At 48.0% G+C, this 20,372-nt stretch carries 17 protein-coding genes; 5 read left to right on the top strand and 12 right to left on the bottom strand.

What is annotated here, in order from left to right:
* Positions 1–396 precede the first annotated feature (396 nt).
* Positions 397–1,914 (bottom strand): aldehyde dehydrogenase family protein, encoded by a 1,518-nt coding sequence (locus BM058_RS10705; RefSeq protein WP_090927036.1) that lies wholly within the window; start codon positions 1,912–1,914, stop codon positions 397–399.
* A 148-nt stretch (positions 1,915–2,062) separates the two neighbouring features.
* Between BM058_RS10705 and mnmH the strand changes: the two genes are divergently transcribed.
* Positions 2,063–3,091, top strand: a complete 1,029-nt coding sequence (mnmH, locus tag BM058_RS10700; protein ID WP_090927035.1) for a tRNA 2-selenouridine(34) synthase MnmH — start codon at positions 2,063–2,065, stop codon at positions 3,089–3,091.
* A gap of 46 nt (positions 3,092–3,137) precedes the next feature.
* Here mnmH and BM058_RS10695 read toward each other — a convergent pair whose 3' ends face one another.
* From BM058_RS10695 to BM058_RS10685, 3 genes are all read right to left on the bottom strand, one after another.
* Complete coding sequence (locus BM058_RS10695) at positions 3,138–4,049, bottom strand: peptidoglycan-binding protein (RefSeq protein WP_245736939.1); 912 nt, start codon at positions 4,047–4,049, stop codon at positions 3,138–3,140.
* 280 nt (positions 4,050–4,329) lie between these two features.
* Entirely contained in the window at positions 4,330–5,448 is a 1,119-nt protein-coding gene (ytvI, locus tag BM058_RS10690) for a sporulation integral membrane protein YtvI (RefSeq protein ID WP_090927034.1), read from the bottom strand.
* A gap of 110 nt (positions 5,449–5,558) precedes the next feature.
* Complete coding sequence (locus BM058_RS10685) at positions 5,559–6,011, bottom strand: DUF6884 domain-containing protein (RefSeq protein WP_090927033.1); 453 nt, start codon at positions 6,009–6,011, stop codon at positions 5,559–5,561.
* Between the two features lie 121 nt (positions 6,012–6,132).
* Here BM058_RS10685 and manA point away from each other — a divergent pair, with 121 nt between their 5' ends.
* Entirely contained in the window at positions 6,133–7,092 is a 960-nt protein-coding gene (manA, locus tag BM058_RS10680) for a mannose-6-phosphate isomerase, class I (protein ID WP_090927032.1), read from the top strand.
* 4 nt (positions 7,093–7,096) lie between these two features.
* Here the strand turns inward: manA and BM058_RS10675 are convergent, their stop codons facing one another.
* From BM058_RS10675 to nikC, 6 genes are all read right to left on the bottom strand, one after another.
* Positions 7,097–8,032, bottom strand: a complete 936-nt coding sequence (locus tag BM058_RS10675) for a PD-(D/E)XK nuclease family protein (protein WP_090927031.1) — start codon at positions 8,030–8,032, stop codon at positions 7,097–7,099.
* Between the two features lie 29 nt (positions 8,033–8,061).
* Positions 8,062–8,646, bottom strand: coding sequence for an EAL and HDOD domain-containing protein (locus BM058_RS10670; protein WP_090927030.1), 585 nt, complete (start codon positions 8,644–8,646; stop codon positions 8,062–8,064).
* A gap of 101 nt (positions 8,647–8,747) precedes the next feature.
* On the bottom strand, positions 8,748–9,758 hold the full coding sequence (locus BM058_RS10665) for an ABC transporter ATP-binding protein (RefSeq protein WP_090927029.1): 1,011 nt from the start codon (positions 9,756–9,758) through the stop codon (positions 8,748–8,750).
* Positions 9,730–10,764, bottom strand: coding sequence for an ABC transporter ATP-binding protein (locus tag BM058_RS10660; RefSeq protein ID WP_090927028.1), 1,035 nt, complete (start codon positions 10,762–10,764; stop codon positions 9,730–9,732). Before BM058_RS10660 ends, BM058_RS10665 begins: the two co-directional genes overlap by 29 nt.
* Positions 10,765–10,793: 29 nt before the next feature.
* Positions 10,794–11,714 carry a nickel ABC transporter permease gene (nikB, locus tag BM058_RS10655; protein WP_090927027.1) on the bottom strand — a complete coding sequence of 307 codons (921 nt, stop codon included), beginning with the start codon at positions 11,712–11,714 and terminating at the stop codon, positions 10,794–10,796.
* An 18-nt stretch (positions 11,715–11,732) separates the two neighbouring features.
* The gene (nikC, locus tag BM058_RS10650) at positions 11,733–12,626 is read right to left on the bottom strand and encodes a nickel transporter permease (RefSeq protein WP_090927026.1); all 894 of its coding nucleotides are present in this window, start codon (positions 12,624–12,626) and stop codon (positions 11,733–11,735) included.
* A gap of 327 nt (positions 12,627–12,953) precedes the next feature.
* On the opposite strand from nikC, the gene BM058_RS10645 reads away from it, so the two are divergent.
* Positions 12,954–14,594, top strand: coding sequence for a glutathione ABC transporter substrate-binding protein (locus tag BM058_RS10645; RefSeq protein ID WP_090927025.1), 1,641 nt, complete (start codon positions 12,954–12,956; stop codon positions 14,592–14,594).
* 682 nt (positions 14,595–15,276) lie between these two features.
* On the top strand, positions 15,277–16,797 hold the full coding sequence (locus BM058_RS10640) for a BCCT family transporter (protein WP_090927024.1): 1,521 nt from the start codon (positions 15,277–15,279) through the stop codon (positions 16,795–16,797).
* Positions 16,798–17,195: 398 nt separating this feature from the next.
* Here BM058_RS10640 and mreBH read toward each other — a convergent pair whose 3' ends face one another.
* Both mreBH and BM058_RS10630 read right to left on the bottom strand, forming a co-directional pair.
* Positions 17,196–18,203 carry a rod-share determining protein MreBH gene (gene mreBH, locus BM058_RS10635; protein ID WP_090927023.1) on the bottom strand — a complete coding sequence of 336 codons (1,008 nt, stop codon included), beginning with the start codon at positions 18,201–18,203 and terminating at the stop codon, positions 17,196–17,198.
* A 159-nt stretch (positions 18,204–18,362) separates the two neighbouring features.
* The gene (locus BM058_RS10630; protein WP_090927022.1) at positions 18,363–19,358 is read right to left on the bottom strand and encodes a lipoate--protein ligase; all 996 of its coding nucleotides are present in this window, start codon (positions 19,356–19,358) and stop codon (positions 18,363–18,365) included.
* 268 nt (positions 19,359–19,626) lie between these two features.
* On the opposite strand from BM058_RS10630, the gene BM058_RS10625 reads away from it, so the two are divergent.
* On the top strand, positions 19,627–20,331 hold the full coding sequence (locus tag BM058_RS10625; protein ID WP_090927021.1) for a phosphoadenylyl-sulfate reductase: 705 nt from the start codon (positions 19,627–19,629) through the stop codon (positions 20,329–20,331).
* Positions 20,332–20,372: the final 41 nt, after the last annotated feature.

Here is a 20,372-nt window from a genome sequence, read left to right as displayed (position 1 = left end):
CATGTAAAGGAGCAGTATCAAAAGATACGGCGCTTTGCCGACCTTCCTTCAGGGAAGAGGCCGGGTCCGCTGCCCGGGGCGTTCGCTTGTAAATCTGCTTGTTTGGCATGTAAATAGCCTGAATCGGCTTGTAAAACGGATAGGTTGGCCGGTAACGAATCACTTGGACAGTATTGCGTGTCATTTGGCATGTAAACAGCGGCATTTGGCTTGTAAACGTATCAATTCGGCTGGTACGCGCTCCTCCTCTGTTCTTCCATTACGGTGTTCCCGCTCGTATGAATACGATGCCGCAAAAAAATCCGAACAAGAAAGCAACATGCTGCAAAAGCAGCACGTGGTGCCAACTCGTTCGGATAATCAGTCGCTCCGTATTCTTTTCTCTATGCCTTGTTTTTATAATTTATTCAAGCTCATGTAGGACTGGATGAACGATTTCCAGTTGCGGCGGCGCCCCCAGAAGTTTGAAATCATATCCAGGAAGAGGTCGTATTTTCCGGCGTTTGGATACCAGATGATTTCACTATCTTCCGTTCCCTTATCAGCCAGAACCGAGGTTTCGATGCAGAAACTGCGTATGCCGTCGCGGCCGTGATATTTCCCGATTCCACTGTTTTTCACGCCGCCGTAGGGAAGATAGAAGTTCGCTACGCTCACCAGTACTTCGTTGATATTCATGTTTCCGGTCTTCATCCTGCCGGTAAACCGTTCCGCGCGGCTGATGTCACTTGTGAACACACTGCCGCCGAGACCGTATTCCGTGTCGTTGGCAAGTGCTGCCGCTTCTTCTTCGGTTTCAAAAGCCCTGATCGGCATGAGCGGGCCAAACGTTTCCACACTCCAAAGCGCCATGGAAGGTTTTATATTGGTAAGGATAACCGGTTCAATGAATAGGTTGCTGTCATCCCAGTCACCCGGGGCTCTTCCGGTTTCAAGTATGGCTCCCTGGTCAAGTGCGTCCTGCACCTGTTCTTTCACATGCTCGTACTGACGGCGGGTGGTCATGGAGCCGATGTCGGCGTCGATATCCTTTCCCTGTCTCAGTTTAGCCGCTTCCTGCTTCACTTCCGACAAAAAGGAATCGTAGATGCCGGCCTGAACCAAGACACGTTCGGTGGACAGGCAGACCTGTCCGCTGTTATGAAACGACCCCCACACGGCAGCTTTTGCAGCACGCTGCAGGTTGGCATCTTCAAATACAGTCATGGTGTCTTTGCCGCCAAGTTCGAGAATAGTCGGAATCAACTTCTGTGCTGCTTTCTCCTGAATTTTTCGTCCTGTGGAAACCGACCCGGTAAAATGAATAAAGTCCGGATCTTCGCTTGTTAACGCTTCTCCCAGATCTGCATCGCCCATAACGACCTGCAGAACATGTTCAGGAAACAAGGAAGATAGACGGCGCAGCAATTCACCGACCATCGGTGTATCCTCTGAAGGCTTCAGTATAACAGTGTTACCGGCAGCGAGAGCTTCGGCCACAGGAGAAACAGCCAGCTGAAACGGAAAATTCCAAGGAGAAACAATCAATACAGATCCCCGTGGTTTACGGTTGATATAGGAGGCTTTCCCCGCAAAATGGATCGGGGTTTTCACCTTTTCATTCGACATCAGGGATGGTGCTTCTTTTTCCACGTGCTTCAGTGCATCGGCTGCTCCCATCACTTCCGTTGTTAACGCGTCTGTTTTTGTCTTACCGGTGGAGGCTGCGATAATGTCTGCGATTTCTTCCTGCAGATCCACCAGCACGTGACGGAATCTTTTAAGATAGGAAAGCCGCTGTACAGTGGACAGAGCCGCCCATGAATGTTGGGCTTCGCGGCTGTTTTCATAAATTTGCCCTGCTTCGGTAACCGGTGTTTCTTCAAATGAACCCAGTACGGCACCGTCAGCCGGTGCTTGTGCTTTTAATACCATAACATGCGCCCCTTTCCAGATTCGTAACCGTTATCTATGAGTCTATGTTCCTTTCCAGGCAGAATCTTAAACCCTTATGTTTCAGACGCCGCCCTTGTATACATCAGCAGAGAAGCATAAACTTGTCCTATAAGGGAGTGAACCAACGATGTTTGAAGAAACACAATTTATAGACGTACGCTCACCGTCGGAATTTGGAGAATACGCGTTGCCGGGTGCCGTCAACATTCCGTTATTCACTGATGAAGAACGGGCGCATGTAGGCACCACATATAAACAAGGCGGAAAAGAACAGGCTGTGAAAGAAGGTTTGAAGATAGCCGGGCCGAAGCTTCATGACCATTATGAAAAAATGAAAGAGGTGGAAGCCGGGGCAGCGGGAAAAGAGATTGTCGTGTACTGCTGGAGGGGTGGCATGAGAAGCCGTTCTTTTGTATCCACGATGCAGATGCTCGGTGTGTCCTGCACGCAGATGCAGGGCGGGATACGATCGTGGCGGAAAAAAGTGATGGCTGCACTGGAAGAAGAAAAGCAGAGCAGACGCCGTTACATCGTTATCACCGGCGGCACAGGAACGGCCAAAACCGTTATGCTGCATCAGCTCCAGAAGGAGGGCTGGCCGGTTATTGATCTTGAGGGGCTTGCCAATCACCGCGGATCTGCGTTTGGTAATATCGGTTTAAAACAAAAAAGCCAGAAACAGTTTGAATTTGATTTGTGGAAACGGCTCGAAGAACTGCGTGATAGTCCTTATGTTGTAATCGAAGGGGAAAGCAGACGCATAGGTAACATTAATCTTCCGGATTTCTTAATGGAGGGCAAAGCAGCAGGTACACGCCTGAATGTACAGCTCCCAATGAAAGAACGGGTGGAGGTTATTAAGGAAACGTACGACCCGGACTCTCATCATCACGAGATCTTGCGGGCGGTGGAGAGAATTGAAAAGAACATGCCGGAAGACGTGCGCGGACGGATCCATGAAGCGCTGGGACAAAATCGATATGAGGATGTGGTGGAGAACCTCCTGATTCATTATTATGATCCGCGCTACAAAAAAGCGTTCGAACAGTACGAACAGGAAGCTGTTATCATCAACGAACCATCTCCTTCGCAGAATCTTGAGAAAATAAGAGGTTATCTGCAGAAGGAAACCGTGAAGCAGAAGTCAGTCATATAAAAGAAGCAGCCCGTTAGTTCGGGCTGCTTCTTTCGTTTCGTTGTATTTAGTTGAGGATAGTAACTTCGAGATTTCTGCGTCCGAAATCGTAGGCTGCACTTTTGTTTGGCATATGAACGTCGATTTTGTTTCCGTGGATGGAACCACCGGTATCGGCTGCAGTGTAAGTGCCGTAGCCTTCAATGTGAACTTTGGATCCGAGCGGAATGACGTTTGGATCAACAGCGATGACTTTGGCGCCTGGGTTCGCGTTTAAGTCAACTCCTGTAGAAGTAACACCGGAGCAGCCGGCGCAGTCAGCTGTGTAAGCTGTCGCGCTCACCTGGATGGTTCTTCCTTCCTGCTCGGAGCTGCTCGATTCCGCTGCAACATCTTCGTTATGACTCTCTGATGTTTCAGCTTCTTCCTGTTCTGCCCGGCGTTGTTCTGCCTGCTCTGCTTCTTTTATTTCAGCATTGACAGTGCCGAATGTCTGAGGACCGGCAAGGCCGTCAACAAGGATGTTTTGTGACCGCTGGAAGTCAATGACGGCATCGTTAAGCTCTGCTGTGAACACGCCGTCTGCTTCGCCTTCATAGTGTCCCAGCGTTGAAAGGTTTTCCTGCAGATACTGAACAGCTTCTCCTTCATCTCCCTGCGAAAGAATTTCGAGTGCACCTACTGTTACAGGGCCTGCAATACCGTCTTCATTCAAATTATATTTATTTTGAAAATCTTTGATAGCAGAAGCGGTTGTTTCATCGTATGTCCCGTTTATGTCACTGCTTTGGAGAAGACCTCTGTCTTCAAGGAGAGTCTGGAGTTCTTCGACTTCACTGCCTGATGCGCCTTTTGTTAAATCGGTGTCCACGGTATCATGTGCACCAGCTGCGGCAGGTGCCGCCCCCAAAGCAATGCCGGCTGCCAAAGCCGGTATACCGATTAGTTTCCATGTATGGTGTAGTGGTTTTATATTCAAAATATAAACCTCCTTTTCTGTTGATACTTTCTTTTTCCGTTTCAACGATTCATATCGTATCAAGCGGAACAATGGGAAATCAATGGAAAACAGGGGTTTTAATCAAATTGAAATAGGAATGTAAACAGGGGAAATCTCCCTATAATCTAAGAGGATTGTTTTAATGAATATGAAATGAATAATGGGCGCTCATAATGGAGGAGAGATGCGTCATTGTGTCCACCCCGTGGGGGGGAGGGGCGGACTGTATTGTCATGCTGCATCCTGCTTTCGATAAAGATCAGTCTTTAAATCCGTGAACAATGAACTGTTTCATATCCCGGAAAACACCGATGTCGATGAGGATAACGATGAAAACGAGCAGAACGGGGCCGAGAAGCAGCCCCATAGCACCGAAGATCTGCAGACCGGCAAACATCGAGACAAGGACGGCAATGGGGTTCAGATTCATGCTGGAAGAGAGTACTTTCGGCTCTATGGTCTGCCGGACGACCATCGTGATGCCGTACAAGACTGCAAGACCTATACTCAGCCCTATATTGCCGGTGAGAAGCAGGTATAGCGACCACGGCAGAAGAATGGTTCCCGTTCCAAGGTATGGAAGAAATTCAGCAATCCCCACAATAACGGAAAGAAGGATTTTTCCATTCACCTGAAGCAGGGAGAGACCGATAAATACAATAATACCGGTGACCAGCATCAAAATCAGCTGCGCGCGGATATAGCCGAATACTCTGGACCGGAAGGCATAATAAAACGCATGAAGCCGTGATAGAACAGTGTCTGGAATATAATAAGCCGCTCCCCGGGTGAACTTTTCCCAATCTTTTCCGAAGAAATAAATCGCAATCAGGATGAACAGAAAAGCAACCAAAAAAGTGGGAACGTTCAATACAATCTGAGTCAATGCATCGGCAAGACGCTGCGCATACTGACCGGCCGCAGTGCCGAGCTGAGAGCCGATTTCCGATATTCCGCCTGTGATTGGCAGTCCCTGTCCGCTGCTCAGTGTGTCTGCGGCTCCTCGGACCTGCTGCCATATCGGCAGAATCGTATCATTAAAAAAATGTTGTATGCTTCTGAAAGTCTGCTCCGTCCAGTTCGGGACTTTGTCGGCAAAACGTTGAATCCCGTCAATGATGAGAAACGTCAGTCCGGTGATAATACCACCGACAACACTAAGGCCGAAGATGAGGGCACACAACGCCGCAATTCCACGGGGAAAACGTGCTTTATGGTGTAGAAAGGAAGACAGTGGTTTGAGCATCCACGTAAAGAAGGCTGCCAGCCAGAATGGATAGGTTAATTTGAATAACACAGTGACCAGCCAAAGCAATGCTGCGACTGCGGCAATAGTTAAAAGACCTCTAACGATAATCCAGGCGGTTTCTTTTTTCACACGTATCCTCCTAGCAGGTAGAAACATCTGTTACCTCTATTTTACTTATTCGGCGGCGCTTATGCCAGAGTCATACATGATAAAAGGAGAGGGGCTTTCAGAATGCTCCGTCACGTGTTGGTTGAGGAGAGGAGGTCGAGACGCTGAAGTATGTCGCCGATCCCCCGGCATCCTTGGAGCGGTTTCTGCCATTCATACTGTTCAGGCTGCGAAAGAACCCGCTCGAGCACTTTTTCATGTTTTTTCCCTGTCAGAAGAACAAGAGTGTCGGTGGCATAGAGATTTTTGTCCTGCCATTGCTGTGTGAGTGCCGCATCAGCGATAATCTGGTCTTTTGGAAAATGAAAACCGGTATCATAATTTTCGGGTACGATATCGTATGGAAGCAAAAAGCCGTGCCGGGCGGAAAGTATTGTCCAATCACAGCCATTTGCTTCGGCATATTTCCTGCATTTATGGTGAAGCGTCCCTTGATAGGCATCTTTGGCATAAACAGCCCCGGCTTCAGGATCGAGATCCCATATTTTCTTTTTCCCGCATGGAATAATACAAAGCGGTACCATCACGGAAGCCTCCTTTATGGTTTCAGGGGTGGACTTGTCCGGGTTTTCATTCCTCAGGAAAAACGTTATGTCCTGTATGATACAATACGAGAGAGAAGATAGAAAACAGGAGGACTGACAGATGTACCACGAACCCATATTTCTGGAGCCGGTGTTAAAAGAAAGAATCTGGGGAGGAACGAAACTGAACGAAGCATTCGGCTACGTTCTGCCGTCAGATCAGACAGGGGAGTGCTGGGGTATATCCGCTCATCCCAACGGCGCCTGCATGATAAAAAACGGTCCGCTGCGAGGGCAGACGCTGCGCACCGCCTGGAAAGAACACAGAGAGTTGTTTGGATACGAAGAAGGGGATGAATTCCCGCTGCTGGTGAAACTTCTCGATGCTGCCGATGATTTATCGGTACAGGTTCACCCGGACGACACGAAGGCAGGTGCGCTTGAAGAAGGAGAAGCGTTTGGAAAAACAGAGTGCTGGTACGTCGTTCAGGCGGATCCGGGTGCTTCGCTGATTCTTGGACATAACGCGGACAGTAAAGAAGAGCTGGAGAAGCGGATGAAAGAAGGAGACTGGGAAGCGCTGCTCCGGACGGTTCCGGTGCAGACAGGTGACTTTTTCTACGTGCCGGCCGGTACCATTCATGCGATCGGCGGAGGTGCTTTGATTCTTGAAACCCAGCAGAGTTCGGATACGACCTACCGGGTGTACGATTACGACCGTACAGGAGCTGACGGAATGAAACGGGAGCTGCACTTGGACAAGTCCCTGGAAGCCGCAGACGTGCCGCACGCTGATCCGGAAAGGTCACGGGACGTTCTGTATCAGGGGGACAGCGGCGTCGTTGAACAGCTTGTCCATTCCCCGTATTTCCAGGTGCATCGCATACACTGCCGAAGCCGTCTCTCTCCCGGACTGGATGCGTCTTATGTTCTCGCAACGGTGCTGGGCGGAAAAGGCACGGTTGAAACGGAGGAAAAAACCGTGCCGGTCGAAACAGGGGATCATTTCATTATTCCAGCCACCACGGGGCACTGGGAAGTAAACGGGGACGTAGAACTGATTGTAAGTACCAGGAACTAAATAATCAGGAGAAACAAAGTTCGTAAAAATTACAGACCCGGCACGCGCGCTCATCGTTCGTCTGCGGAAACTGTTCGAGTGGCAGGGGCTGGTTGTCCACCGGACTCTCCAGATACTCTGTCATTCGTTCCACACTGCTTCCGATCAGCTCCTGGACCTTTTCAAGCGTCACATGATCCAGTTGATGTTCCACCGCTTCACCCTCAAGCAGGTATTCATTTCGTATGATAATATCCTCCAGGTTGTCCACTTCATAGTTTTCAAGAAGATACAGGGCATAAAGCGCCAGCTGATAAGGGTCTTCCTCCGACTTTTTTCCGGTTTTCCAGTCAGCGATAATCCATTTGTTCCGTTCTGTATCTTTATAGAGAAGGTCCAGCACAACAAACACTTTCAGACGTCCGACGTACAGAATACGAAACTTTTCCGATTCGAGAAATTCAATATTTTCATTATAGGCAAGTTCCTGCATGGTCCGGCTGTTTAGAAAATGGCCGGCGGTCGTCTGCATACGTCCTTTTATTTTTTCCACCTTGCCCTCGGGAAGCTGGTTGGAGCTGCCATAATAGATTTCGTGAAACATCGTCGTTTTTTTCGGTTTCTGCTTCCACGCCTCCATCCGGCGCGTGGAATCAACAAAACCTTCATTCAGCGACGTCCGGATCCTGCCGCGCAGTTCGTCTTCCGGCGGAATCCAGCCGGTATTCAGGTAATTATCAATCACGTTTTCTATCAAATCGTGCACGATGGAGCCGAAGAACATTTCAAGATTGGTCAGGTTCTTCAGACGGTATGCCTGTTTGCTGAGTGGTTCTGCATTCTTCAGCCAGCCGTTGTGGGAGGTGTAGTATTGATGCGCGTACTGCCTGGCGCAGTGCATCAACGTTTTGTGGCGGGACAAAGACCATGAGAAGTCGGGATAAGTTTTGATTTCAAACATGACAGTCACCTTCTTTCTTGATAGGGCATTCATTTCATGAGCTGCGGACAGCCGAAGTAGTACCCTTGAAACAGTGTAAATCCCATCGATTTGGCTTCCTGGAACTCGGCAGCGGATTCCAGCTTTTCGGCCAGCAGACAAAAATCATAAAGGCGCCGGGACTTCATGATGCGCTCAAGATTAGCGGTGCTGCTGTTCTGCCAGTCTACTTTAATGATATCGGCAAACGGCAGAAACATCTCAGTGGAATGATCCAGCACGAAATCATCCAGAGCAATCTGATAGCCGTTGTCTTTTAATTCCCGGAGAATGACAGCCATTTCCTCCGAACCTTTAATATCCTCGAGAATTTCCACGGTGATTTTAGAAGCGGGGAGTGTGAGAGGCAGCCGCTCGACAAGCGATTGTTCCGTGAAATTGATAAAAGCAGGGTGCAGGCCGGTGACCGTGTCCGGATCAACGCAGAGAAGTCCTTTGAAAGCAACATCGTTAGTTGCTGCATCCGGGTCTTCTTTCATAAAATCATGTTCCTCAGAAGCCCGGTATAACAGTTCATAACCGTACACTTCTTCCTCTGCATTCACAATTGGTTGTCTAGCTACAAAGCCAGTCATACAGCCCTCCGGATTATTAGAGACATATATTCTTTGCTTCCATTATATCAAAAAAAACGATTGTCAGAAGGGAAAAATCCTGCCGACAATCGTTTTTTGTTTTAATATGCTGCCTTGTGCCTGCCGGCTTCGATATCTTCCATGTAGTGGCAGGCTGCTTCATGGGTGCCGGTCATTGTTTCTGTTTTTCTCAGTTCCGGCGTTTCGTCCCGGCACTTTTCGGTGGCGAACGGACAACGCGTATGGAAGCGGCAGCCAGGCGGCGGATCAATCGGTGAAGGAACGTCTCCTTTCAGCACAATCCGTTCCTGCTTATGCGAAGGATCAGGAACGGGAATGGCAGAGAGAAGAGATTTTGTATATGGATGTTTCGGGTTATCAAAAATTTCTTCTTTCTCACCGATTTCCACGACTCTGCCCAGGTACATGACAGCGACGCGGTCCGAGATGTGCCGGACCACACCCAGGTCGTGGGCAATAAAAAGGTACGTCAGATTATACTGTTCCTGGAGGTTTTTCAAAAGGTTCAAGACCTGCGCCTGAATCGACACGTCGAGTGCCGAGACAGACTCATCACAGATGATGAATTTTGGGTCTACAGCCAGTGCACGCGCAATTCCTACACGCTGGCGCTGGCCGCCGCTGAATTCGTGTGGAAACCGGTCCAGCTGGTGGGAACCAAGACCGACCGTGTCGAGCAGTTCCATCATTTTGTCGACCCGGTCTGCTTTTGGCACCACATCCTGGATGGCCATTGCTTCTTCAAGCACCTGGCGGACGGTCTGGCGCGGATTAATAGAGGCATACGGATCCTGAAAGATAATCTGCATATCTTTGCGCTTTTTTCTCATGTCGTTTTTATTTAAGTCAAGCAGGTTTTCCCCGTTAAATTGAATATCGCCTTCGGTAGGTTCATCAAGGCGGAGTACCGCCCGTCCGGTTGTCGATTTACCGCACCCGGATTCACCGACAATACTTAGGGTCTCTCCTTCATTTACATAAAAACTCACATCGTCCACCGCTTTGACATGGTTGACGGTGCGCCCGAACACTCCGCCTTTAATGGGAAAATACTGTTTAAGATTATTGACTTCGAGCAGTTTTGTAGTCATCTTTCACATTCACCTCCGGATCTCCGTCCCATTTTTCACTGTAAACCCAGCACCTTACCTGATTGCCGTCTTCGGTTTCCATAAGATCGGGCAGTTCCCTCGTACAGATATCCGAAGCAAATGGACAACGGGGAGCAAAGCGGCATCCTTCCGGCATTTCGCCAGGTTTTGGTACGTTCCCTTCAATCACGTTCAGTTCTTCCTGATCCATGTCATGTCTTGGCAGGGACTGCATCAGTCCGACGGTATATGGATGTTTTGGGTTGTTAAACAACGTATGAACATCGGCGTACTCCACAATCTGGCCGGCATACATGACCGCCACGTAATCACATGTTTCCGCTACAACACCAAGGTCGTGTGTGATGAGAATCACGGACATGCCAAGTTCCTTCCGAAGCCCGTTCATGAGTTCAAGAATCTGGGCCTGAATGGTTACATCAAGCGCTGTCGTCGGTTCGTCGGCGATGAGCAGCTCCGGATTACAGGCAAGGGCGATGGCGATCATAACGCGCTGCCGCATCCCGCCGGACAATTCGTGAGGGTACTGTTTCACCCGGTCATTGGGGGAAGGAATTCCGACAAGCTCGAGCATTTCGACGGATTTAGAAAGAGCCTCTTTTTTCGAAAGGTTCTGGTGAATCTGAAGAACTTCGGAGATCTGCTGCCCGACGGTGTATACCGGATTCAGCGACGTCATCGGCTCCTGAAAAATCATGGAGATTTTATTGCCGCGTATGTTCTGCATATTTTTCTCGGTTTTCTGGAGAAGGTCTTCTCCATTGAAGTGAATCGAGCCGCCTTTGATGCGTCCCGGATTGCGGATGAGGCGCATCACGGACATGGATGTGATACTTTTTCCGGAACCGGACTCCCCGACAATGCCGACGGTTTTACCTTTTGGAATGTTGAGGGAAACCCCGTCTACAGCTTTAATTTCACTTCCGTCTATAAAAAAAGACGTCTGAAGATTGTCTATTTGCAGTACATCGGCGTCATTGGTCATATCTCATTCCGCCTTTCATCTATCATTTATCAATTCAGATCAATTCGTTTATTCAGAAAACGGTAGGACAGGTCGACTATAAGGTTCACAAGGATGAAAACAAGCGCTATGACCAGAACCGACCCCTGAACAGCAGGGAAGTCTCTTGCTCTGATGGATTCTACGACAAAACGGCCCAGTCCGTTGATGGAAAACACCGTTTCCGTCAGTACGGCGCCTGTAAGCAGGGTGCCGAATTCAAGGCCGATAACTGTAACAACAGGTATCATCGCGTTTTTAAGCGCGTGCTTGTAAATAACGAAACGTTCCTTTACCCCTTTGGCACGGGCCGTACGGATGTAGTCCTGACCGATGACTTCAAGCATGCTCGAACGTGTCATTCTCGCGATAATAGCAGCACCGGCTGTTCCGAGTGCAATGACAGGCAGTATAATTTGTTCCGGGGTTCCCCACCCTGACACAGGAAGAATTTCAAGATTTATGGAGAAGAACTGCATCAGCATCAGGCCGAGCCAGAAGTTCGGCATCGAGAGACCGAAGAGTGCAATAATCATGACAACAACATCGATGATGGTATAGTGGCGGACCGCGGAAATAATTCCTGCAATCAGTCCGATGAAAGCACTCAGAATCATGCTGTAAAACGCAAGCTCCATGGTCACCCAGAAACGGCTGAACACCTCTTCGGAAACAGGCTGCCCGCTCCGGATGGACGTGCCAAGATCCCCCTGCAGCGCATTCATAATGAAGTTAAGGTACTGCATTGGAAGTGGGTCGTTCAATCCAAGGCGTTCCCGGATCTGTTCAATCGTCTGCGGACTGGCGGCTTCCCCGGCAATTACCTGGGCGGGGTCGCCCGGCACGAGATGCATCATTAAAAAAACCAGTATGGAAACCCCGAATAGAACGGGAATCGTTTGAAGAATTCTTCGTATCGTAAAAACAAACAACAGGCTCTCTCCTCTCGTCTAAGATTTCATTTTCGGGTCAAGAGCATCGCGCAGACCGTCACCGAATATGTTAAAAGCAAGTACGACAACAACAATCGCTAGTCCCGGGAACAAAGCGACATGACCGGCATCAAAAATGTAATTACGCCCATCGCTTAGCATCGCTCCCCATTCAGGAGTAGGCGGCTGGGCTCCGAGCCCGAGAAAAGACAGACCTGCTGCCGTCAGAATTGCCGTTGCAATCCGGAGTGTGGCCTGTACAATGATAGGAGAGAAAACATTGGGAAGAATGTGACGGAAAATGATGCGCACATCACCGGCTCCAAGTGCCCGGACAGCATCAATATATTCCAGTTCTTTCACCGCAAGTGTCGACCCCCGTACAATCCTTGCAAAAGCCGGAACTGAAAATACAGCGACTGCAAGAATCACATTATTCAGATTTGGTCTGAGAATTGTGACAACTCCGAGTGCAAGAAGGATACCCGGAAACGCAAGAAGCACGTCCATGAGACGCATGAGAAGGGTGTCAATCTTCCCTCCGTAATAGCCGGATACAATGCCGATAACTACGCCGAAGATGGCTGCGATGAAAACAGAGAAAAATCCAATATACAATGTAATGGACATGCCATGGATAATTCGGCTGAAAATATCCCTCCCCAGATGATCCGTGCCGAACCAATGCTCGGCGGAAGGCCCCTGCAGTTTATTAACCAGATTTTGTTCTCCGGCACCGTAAGGAACAAGAAAAGGGCCGATAAAGGCAGTCAGAATAAATAGTAAAATAAGAAAGCCCCCAACCATGGCGGCTTTATTTTTTTTCAGCCTTTTGAAAATGTTTTTGGCATTTTCAATATGTGGGTTGGATGGTTTGGTCATGGATTCCTGAACTGTCGATTCTGCCAACATGTATACTCCTTTCTTACATAAAATTCAAAAAAGATAGACTACAATGAATCTATCAACATACTACAAAAATGAATTATATCATGATTGTATTATATTACAATGATAAATATATTATAATAATATAATAGTCAAGAACCGATATATTGTAAATGAATCACAACCCAAAAAAGAAATATTTAAAAGTTGCAAAGTCTCTACCCCTCTTTAAAGCAGAAAAGAGATGTAGAAAAATTGACACAAATATTTTGAAAAGTTCTTGAATATTCATTATACTTAAGTTATATTAGTAATTGTTTTTAAAGGAAAAAATATAAAGGGGTTGTAGCAATGAAACTATCGCTGAATATTTTCAGAACATTCTTTATCGCGGTGCTTTTCAGTCTTGCACTGACTGCGTGTGCCAGTGAACCGGATCAAGGCGGGGGAGATTCGGGCAGCGGCGAAGATACAGGAAGCAGCGAAGAAAGCGGACAGTCCGCTGAGTCAGGCGGTTCATCAAGTGATGATCTGGTTATTGCAACTGCATCGGATGCTACGGGTCTTGATCCGCATGGTTCCAACGACGTTCCGTCCAGTAACGTGCAGACAAACATATTTGAAACACTTGTAACCCAGGATGAGAACATGGAGATCCAGCCGAACCTGGCGACAGAATGGGAACAGACAAGTGGTACAAGCTGGGAATTTACACTGCGTGAAGGGGTCACATTCCACGACGGCACCGAATTCAACGCAGAAGCGGTGAAGGCAACCTTTGACCGCATCCGCGATGAAGAGATCGGTTCGCCGCGTGCTTTCCTTTATGAAATGGTGACCGAAGTGAATGTCATCGATGACTACACGGTGGAATTTGTGACGGAGTATCCGTTCTCCCCACTTCCATCCCACCTTGCCCACAATGGCGGCGGCATCATCAGTCCAAAGGCGATTGAAGAAGATTACGCCATGATGGAAGAGGGCGAAGAGCCGGGAACCTATCTTGATGAGAATCCGATTGGAACCGGGATGTTTAAGCTTCAGGAATGGGACACCGGTAATGAACTCGTACTGGAAAAGAATGAAGACTACTGGGGAGAAGCAGCGGGCATTAACACGGTAACGTTCCAGGTAACACCGGAAGACCTGACAAGGGTAGGAGAACTTGAAACCGGAGCGGCGGATATTATTTTCCCTGTCAGTCCGAGTGACACGTCCCGGGTGGAAAACATGCAGAATGCAAGCATGTACACCCAGGAAAGTCTGAGTCTAGAATACATCAGCTTTAATACAGAGAAAGAACCATTTGATGACAAGCGTGTCCGTCAGGCCATTTCCATGGCAGTCAATAAAGAGGATATTGTTCAGGGAATCCTGAACGGTGCTGCAACGGAAGCTGTTGCACCAATCGGTGAGCAGATCTTTGGTTTCAGTGATGATGTCGAAGGACTGCCGTATGATCCGGAGCAGGCGAAGGAACTGCTTGCTGAAGCAGGTTATGAAGACGGCTTTTCCACCACTCTTTGGACCAATGACGACCGGGAGCGTCAGGACATTGCCGAAGTTGTACAGCAGCAGCTTCAGGAAATCGGTGTAGAGGTTGAAATCGAAGTACTGGAATGGGGAGCGTATCTTGACAGCACCGCACAGGGTGAGCATGATATGTTCATTCTCGGCTGGAGTACCGTTACAGGGGACGCCGACTACGGCCTCTATCCGCTTTTCCACTCTGACAATAAAGGGGAAGCCGGAAACCGTGCCTTCTATAAAAACGAAGAAGTCGACACGCTTCTTGAACAAGCACGCCGGGAAGGCGATCAGGAAGAACGCAAGGCACTGTATGAAGATGTGATGGAGATTCTTGTGGAAGATGCACCAATGATTTATTCCCACCACGATGACTACCTTGCCGGGGTCAACGATAACGTGGAAGGATTCTGGATGCACCCGAATGGACTTTACCAGCTGCAGGACGTCAGCATTTCAGAATAAATCAAGCAGTGGAAAGGAGCTGCACCTTTTGGGGTGCAGCTCCTTTTTTCGATGAAAAGATAGTAACCATTGGTAGTAGCGGAAGCCGGCAATTGGACCGGTGCTGTACTTGTACTTTTTAGTGAAAGCGCCTGCCTGCATTGCAGGAGCAATATTTCAGTTTGAAAACCTTTGAAGAGACAGGAAATCGTATAATAAAGAAATAAGGAGGATTTTTAAGAAAAAAAGAGAAAATAGGAGATGATGAACGCTTTCATTTTGAATGTTTTCGTTTTCATGGTTGACATTGCTTTTTGAGGTTTTCCAATGAATGATCGATAATGAACACAGTAATCGACAAGAAAGTGGTGAAGTACCATGAAAAACATTCTAAAAAGCATCGCTAACATTATCCTTGACGCAAGTGAACTGCAGAAGGAAGCCGAGAAGCGCTTTCCACACACAAACGTGCAGTAAATAGATACAGGGGCTTTCCACTACGGGAAGCTCCTTTTTTATATCTTTTCGCAATAATAAACGGTGTATAAAATCTTTCTCTTAAGCTGAAGAGTCTTTTACAATTTACATCAGATGCAGCACCGTGTTATATTTTCGCCTTGTGTGCAAACACTAAACAGCAAAGCCCTGTACGTTCTTATAACGGAGGGAAGGACGGTTCAGGTTAAAAAAGGAGAGAAAACTTATTCCGGAATCACAGCAGAACAAGTCAGGCACTGATTGGACCGTCCTGGGAATCAGCGGCGGTCTATTACTATTATTTGTCCTGGTATCATTTATTCATCTTGAAAGCATCACAACGTTTGTTAACACAACATTTGGGTGGTCTGTCACCTATTTCGGCGCATTTTGGCAGGTATTGATGCTTGCCACTTTCGCCGTCGCCATATGGCTTGCCGTTTCCAAATACAGCCGCATCAAATTGGGGAACATGGAAAAGCCCGAAATTTCCACGTTTAAATGGATCTCGATGATTATGGCGACCCTTCTTGCAGGAGGAGGTGTGTTCTGGGCGGCGGCTGAACCAATGTACCATTTCATGGATGCTCCGCCTCTGTTTAAGCAGCAAGGTCTCCAAGACCAGGCAGCACCGGCGCTTGCTCAAAGCTTCATGCATTGGGGTTTCCTTGCCTGGGCCATCCTTGGCACATTAAGCGCCGTTGTCTTGATATACGGGCATTATCACAGAGGAATGCCATTAAAACCGAGAACACTGCTTTATCCTATCTTCGGTGAGAAAATCAGCCACAGTTTTTTTGGAAAACTGATTGATGCGTTTTCGATTATTTCCGTGGCAGCCGGCACTATCGGGCCGATCGGCTTTCTGGGACTGCAGGCAAGTTACGGACTGGAAGCTGTCTTTGGTATACCAGATGTTTTCAGCACCCAGCTGGCTATTATTGCAGGTGTCGTTATTATTTCGACCATTTCTGCCGTGACAGGTTTGTATAAAGGGATTCAATGGTTAAGTAAGTTCAATGTCAGCCTTGCGCTCTTTCTTCTGGCTGCCCTTCTCGTTATAGGTCCTACCGCCTTTATTGTAAACCAATATCTTGTTTCGATGGGCACATATGCCAGTGAATTTCTGAATATGGGGCTGTACCGTGGTAATAATGACTGGTTAGGCTCATGGACGGTCTTCTTCTGGGGATGGTTCATCGGATACGGACCGATGATGGCGATGCTTGTCACACGAATTTCGCGCGGACGCACAATTCGGGAATTGATGATTGCCGTCGGTGTGATTGCGCCGCTTGTGACAACGTTCTGGTTTACGGTCGTCGGAGGATCAGGTGTCTTTTTTGAGCAGCAGAATCCCGGTTCTGTATCGAACGCTCTTATGGATACCGGTATGCATGCGGCAATGATTGCCATCACCGAGCAGTTTCCACTGTCAATGGTTATTACGCCGCTGTTTCTCCTGCTGACGATTCTGTTTGTTGTAACTACGACAGACTCGATGGCATTTACGATAGCGATGGGTGTGACCGGCAGTGACAATCCGGACAGCCGTATCCGGGTGTTCTGGGCAGTATTGATGGGGTGTATCGCAGCGATTCTTCTTTATATTGGAGAGGGAAGCGTCAGTGCGCTGCAGAATTTCATCGTCGTTACGGCAGTGCCGGTTTCCATCCTGCTCCTTCCGATGGTATGGCTCGCCCCGCGTGCAGCGAAAAAACTTGCCAAAGAACAAAATATCAAGTGAAGCTTTCTGTCTTCTGACAGATAAATTAAATGCTCCCGGTTATCAAGAAGACAGCCGGGAGCGTTTTTCGTATGTCACGTTACCGGCGGTGTCCACTATGAATGGGGAAAAAAGATATAGTGTCCACCGAACCTTCATTCATAGACACTAACGCATAAAAATAGAAAAATAGTGGGTGTTAATCTATATGAATGACCACTAATTGTGTGTGAAAGTGTGTTAGTATCCCCGGAGACGTCGTTCATGGACACTAATAATGAATACTATCCACTTAGTGTCCATCCGCCACTCCCCGGTCCTGCCAAAAGCAGAATCTAAAAAGCCCGCCCGGTAACAGAAACTGCAGTTACCGGGCGGGCTTTTTTATTTTGTAACCTGAATCGGTGCTTTAAGTGGTGTTACACAGAAGCTTCCTGGAGTTTGTCGATGATTTTCAGGGATTTTCCGGTTCCTGCGGCGACGGCCTCCAGTGGATTTGGTGCGACGTGGACAGGAACGATAATGCGCTCGCTGAGCCATTCCTGCATGCCGGTTAACAATGCTCCGCCTCCGGTAAGAATAATCCCTTGATCCACGATGTCACCGCTCAGCTCAGGAGGGCAGGTTTCCAATGTTTCGCGGATGGTTTCGAGAATATGGTCAAGCGATTCAGCGATGGCGTGATGAATCTCTCCGGAGTGAAGAACAACCGGTTTCGGCAGCCCCGAAACAAGATCACGCCCTCTGATTTCGATGGATTGTTCCTCATGATCGGGACTCGCATTACCGATATTAATTTTAATTTCTTCGGCTGTTCTCTCGCCGATCAGCAGGTTGTAGGTTTTTCGGACGTACTGAATAATGTCTTCATCCAGGTTGTCCCCGCCGCGTCGAATGGACTGGGATGAAACAATGCCACCGTAGGAAATAATACCGACCTCAGAAGTGCCGCCGCCGATATCGACTATGACATTTGCCACCGGCTCGTCCACCGGCAGATCGGCACCTATTGCAGCGGCAACGGGCTCTTCAATGAGATGGACCGACTTTGCGCCGCAGCTCATGATTGCGTCACGAATGGCGCGGCGCTCTACCGAGGTCGAGCCGCACGGTGTACAGACGATGACTTTCGGTTTCCGTGCCGTAAACCCGCTTTCTTTACTGATCTGCTTCATGATATGTTTGAGCATGGTCGATGTTACGTCATAATCGGCAATTACTCCTAGTTTCAACGGCCGCATCGCAACAATCTGGCCCGGTGTTTTTCCAACCATGTTCTTGGCATCACTTCCAACTGCCAGCACTTCATTTGTATTGGAGTTCAGTGCTACAACAGATGGCTCGTTCAAAACAATTCCTTTTTCTTTTGTATAGACTAAAATATTGGCGGTACCCAAATCAATTCCAATTTCTGCGTTTGTCAGCATGTCTTTCACCCTTCTTGCACTTATTTGACTCTTTTCCCCATTGTAGAAGTCCCAAAAGCACTCGGTAAGGGTCGAATAGCTTAGAATAAGCAGCAGAAATCGACAGGATTCAGCACCTGGGTCGGATGAAAGACATACATTTGCCCTAAAGAACGTCCATTAGTACAAAAGAGAGAAGAAATCTTCGTCCTCAATCGGACCGAAATATTCCTGCAGGTTGAACGGAGCAAGTGCTTCTCTTAAGGCAGCCATCTCATACTTTGTTCCTGCGAGTGTACGCTCGATATCAGCCACTTCCGCTGTCCCGAAGAAGTCTCCGTATATTTTGCAGGACTGGATAACCCCTTTTTTTACATTGAAACGGATGTCGATTAAGCCGGCATCGAATTTATGAGAACGGTGAATATCAAACGCAGGGGATTTGCCGTAATTCCAGTCCCAGTTGCTGTATCGTTTCTCGGAAATCCGGTGGACTTCGGCCCAGTCTTCTTCGGTCAATGTATAGAAAGGAATCTCCGGGCTGTTTTCGAAAATGTGGCGCAGCAGCAGGTTTTTGAATTCCCCGACGGACAGCGGGGCCTCCAGGTAATCGTTAATATTGCCGACTCTGCTTTTGATTGATTTGATTCCTTTGGATCTGATTTTCTCGTCTTTTACATTCAACGCTGAGACGATATTTTCGGTTCTTGAGTCGAGCATTAACGTACCGTGGCTGTACATTCGTCCTTTTGAAGAAAACTGGGCGTTGCCGGATATTTTTTTCCCGTCCGCCTGCAGGTCGTTCCGCCCGGACAATTCCGCCGGGACACCCATGCTGTTCAGTGCGTCGACAACAGGCTGGGTGAACTTTTTGAAATTGTGGAAGCTGTCACCGTCGTCTCTGGTCAAAAAACTGAAGTTCAGGTTGCCAAGGTCATGATAGACCGCCCCGCCTCCGGAGAGCCGGCGGACGACGTGAACACCGTGTTCTTCTACATAATCAACGTTAATTTCTTCGATGGTGTTCTGGTTTTTTCCTATAATAATGGACGGCTCGTTCACGTAAAACAATAGGTACGTGTCTTCCTTATCAAGATCCATGTGATATAGAGCGAATTCTTCCAGAGCAAGATTTATACGGGGATCGGTGATTCCTTCATTATCAATAACACGCATCGTTTGCACCCTCCAAGGTTCTAAGTATTTGCTACTATTATTACACACCGCCAAAACATGAGCCAATGATTTCGCACCTCCGGCAGATAGTATGTGCGCTCCCTCTCCAAGTATAAAGATGGGAAAAGATTCAAGCAGAAGCATTGACTTTTTTCAAAATAGTATCTAAAATAACGATAAACAACTAAACATATAATCTCGATAGGCATACTATGAATTAAAATCAATCCCGATGTGAACCTCGCATTCGTGGATAGGGGGTTATCCAATGATTACCTATGAAACACTTGAACCTGCCGATATAAATGAAGTGAATAACACACTGGAAGGAAAAAGCGCGCGTGATGTGATACGATGGAGTTATGATAATTATGGAGACGATCTTGTGTATGCCTGCAGTTTCGGCGCCGAAGGCATGGTTTTGATCGATTTGATCAGCAAAGTCAAACCCGATGCGACGATAGCCTTTTTGGATACCGACTTTCATTTTAAGGAAACCTACGAATTGATAGACCGGGTGAAAGAGCGTTATCCGTCATTAAATATCAAGATGCTGCGGCCGAAATGGACACCGCAGGAGCAGGCGGAACAGGTAGGAGACCGCCTCTGGGAAACCAACCCGGACCAGTGCTGTGCGATCCGGAAACTGGAGCCGCTTGAAAACGAGCTCAGCAATTATCATGCCTGGATGTCAGGACTGCGGAGAGAACAGTCTCCTTCCAGAAAGAACACCCAGTTTGTCAATCAGGATAACCGTTTTAATTCCGTTAAAATCTGTCCGCTGATTCACTGGACATGGGATGACGTGTGGATGTATATCAAAGCATTTGACCTGCCTTACAATGAACTGCATGACCAGAACTACCCAAGCATCGGCTGTATTCAGTGCACATCCCAGGTGCTCGAGGGAGAAGATCTTCGGAGCGGACGCTGGAGCGGCCAGGGTAAAACGGAATGCGGACTTCATAAATAAATCACCAGACAGGAAAGGATTGTTGTAACGATGACGGCAAG

The organism is Salibacterium qingdaonense, from assembly GCF_900114715.1.
Classification (GTDB): Bacteria; Bacillota; Bacilli; order Bacillales; family Marinococcaceae; genus Salibacterium; species Salibacterium qingdaonense.
Note: the sequence above shows the minus strand (reverse complement) of the source record. Positions and strands in the feature narration are given on the sequence as shown.

Excerpts from the sequence above, each read along its gene's own strand:
- BM058_RS10705 (WP_090927036.1), bottom strand. The coding sequence starts at position 1,914 with ATGGTATTAAAAGCACAAGCACCGGCTGACGGTGCCGTACTGGGTTCA.
- mnmH (WP_090927035.1), top strand. The coding sequence starts at position 2,063 with ATGTTTGAAGAAACACAATTTATAGACGTACGCTCACCGTCGGAATTT.
- BM058_RS10685 (WP_090927033.1), bottom strand. The coding sequence starts at position 6,011 with ATGGTACCGCTTTGTATTATTCCATGCGGGAAAAAGAAAATATGGGAT.
- manA (WP_090927032.1), top strand. The coding sequence starts at position 6,133 with ATGTACCACGAACCCATATTTCTGGAGCCGGTGTTAAAAGAAAGAATC.
- BM058_RS10675 (WP_090927031.1), bottom strand. The coding sequence starts at position 8,032 with ATGTTTGAAATCAAAACTTATCCCGACTTCTCATGGTCTTTGTCCCGC.
- BM058_RS10670 (WP_090927030.1), bottom strand. The coding sequence starts at position 8,646 with ATGACTGGCTTTGTAGCTAGACAACCAATTGTGAATGCAGAGGAAGAA.
- BM058_RS10665 (WP_090927029.1), bottom strand. The coding sequence starts at position 9,758 with ATGACTACAAAACTGCTCGAAGTCAATAATCTTAAACAGTATTTTCCC.
- BM058_RS10660 (WP_090927028.1), bottom strand. The coding sequence starts at position 10,764 with ATGACCAATGACGCCGATGTACTGCAAATAGACAATCTTCAGACGTCT.
- nikC (WP_090927026.1), bottom strand. The coding sequence starts at position 12,626 with ATGTTGGCAGAATCGACAGTTCAGGAATCCATGACCAAACCATCCAAC.
- BM058_RS10645 (WP_090927025.1), top strand. The coding sequence starts at position 12,954 with ATGAAACTATCGCTGAATATTTTCAGAACATTCTTTATCGCGGTGCTT.
- mreBH (WP_090927023.1), bottom strand. The coding sequence starts at position 18,203 with ATGCTGACAAACGCAGAAATTGGAATTGATTTGGGTACCGCCAATATT.
- BM058_RS10630 (WP_090927022.1), bottom strand. The coding sequence starts at position 19,358 with ATGCGTGTTATTGATAATGAAGGAATCACCGATCCCCGTATAAATCTT.
- BM058_RS10625 (WP_090927021.1), top strand. The coding sequence starts at position 19,627 with ATGATTACCTATGAAACACTTGAACCTGCCGATATAAATGAAGTGAAT.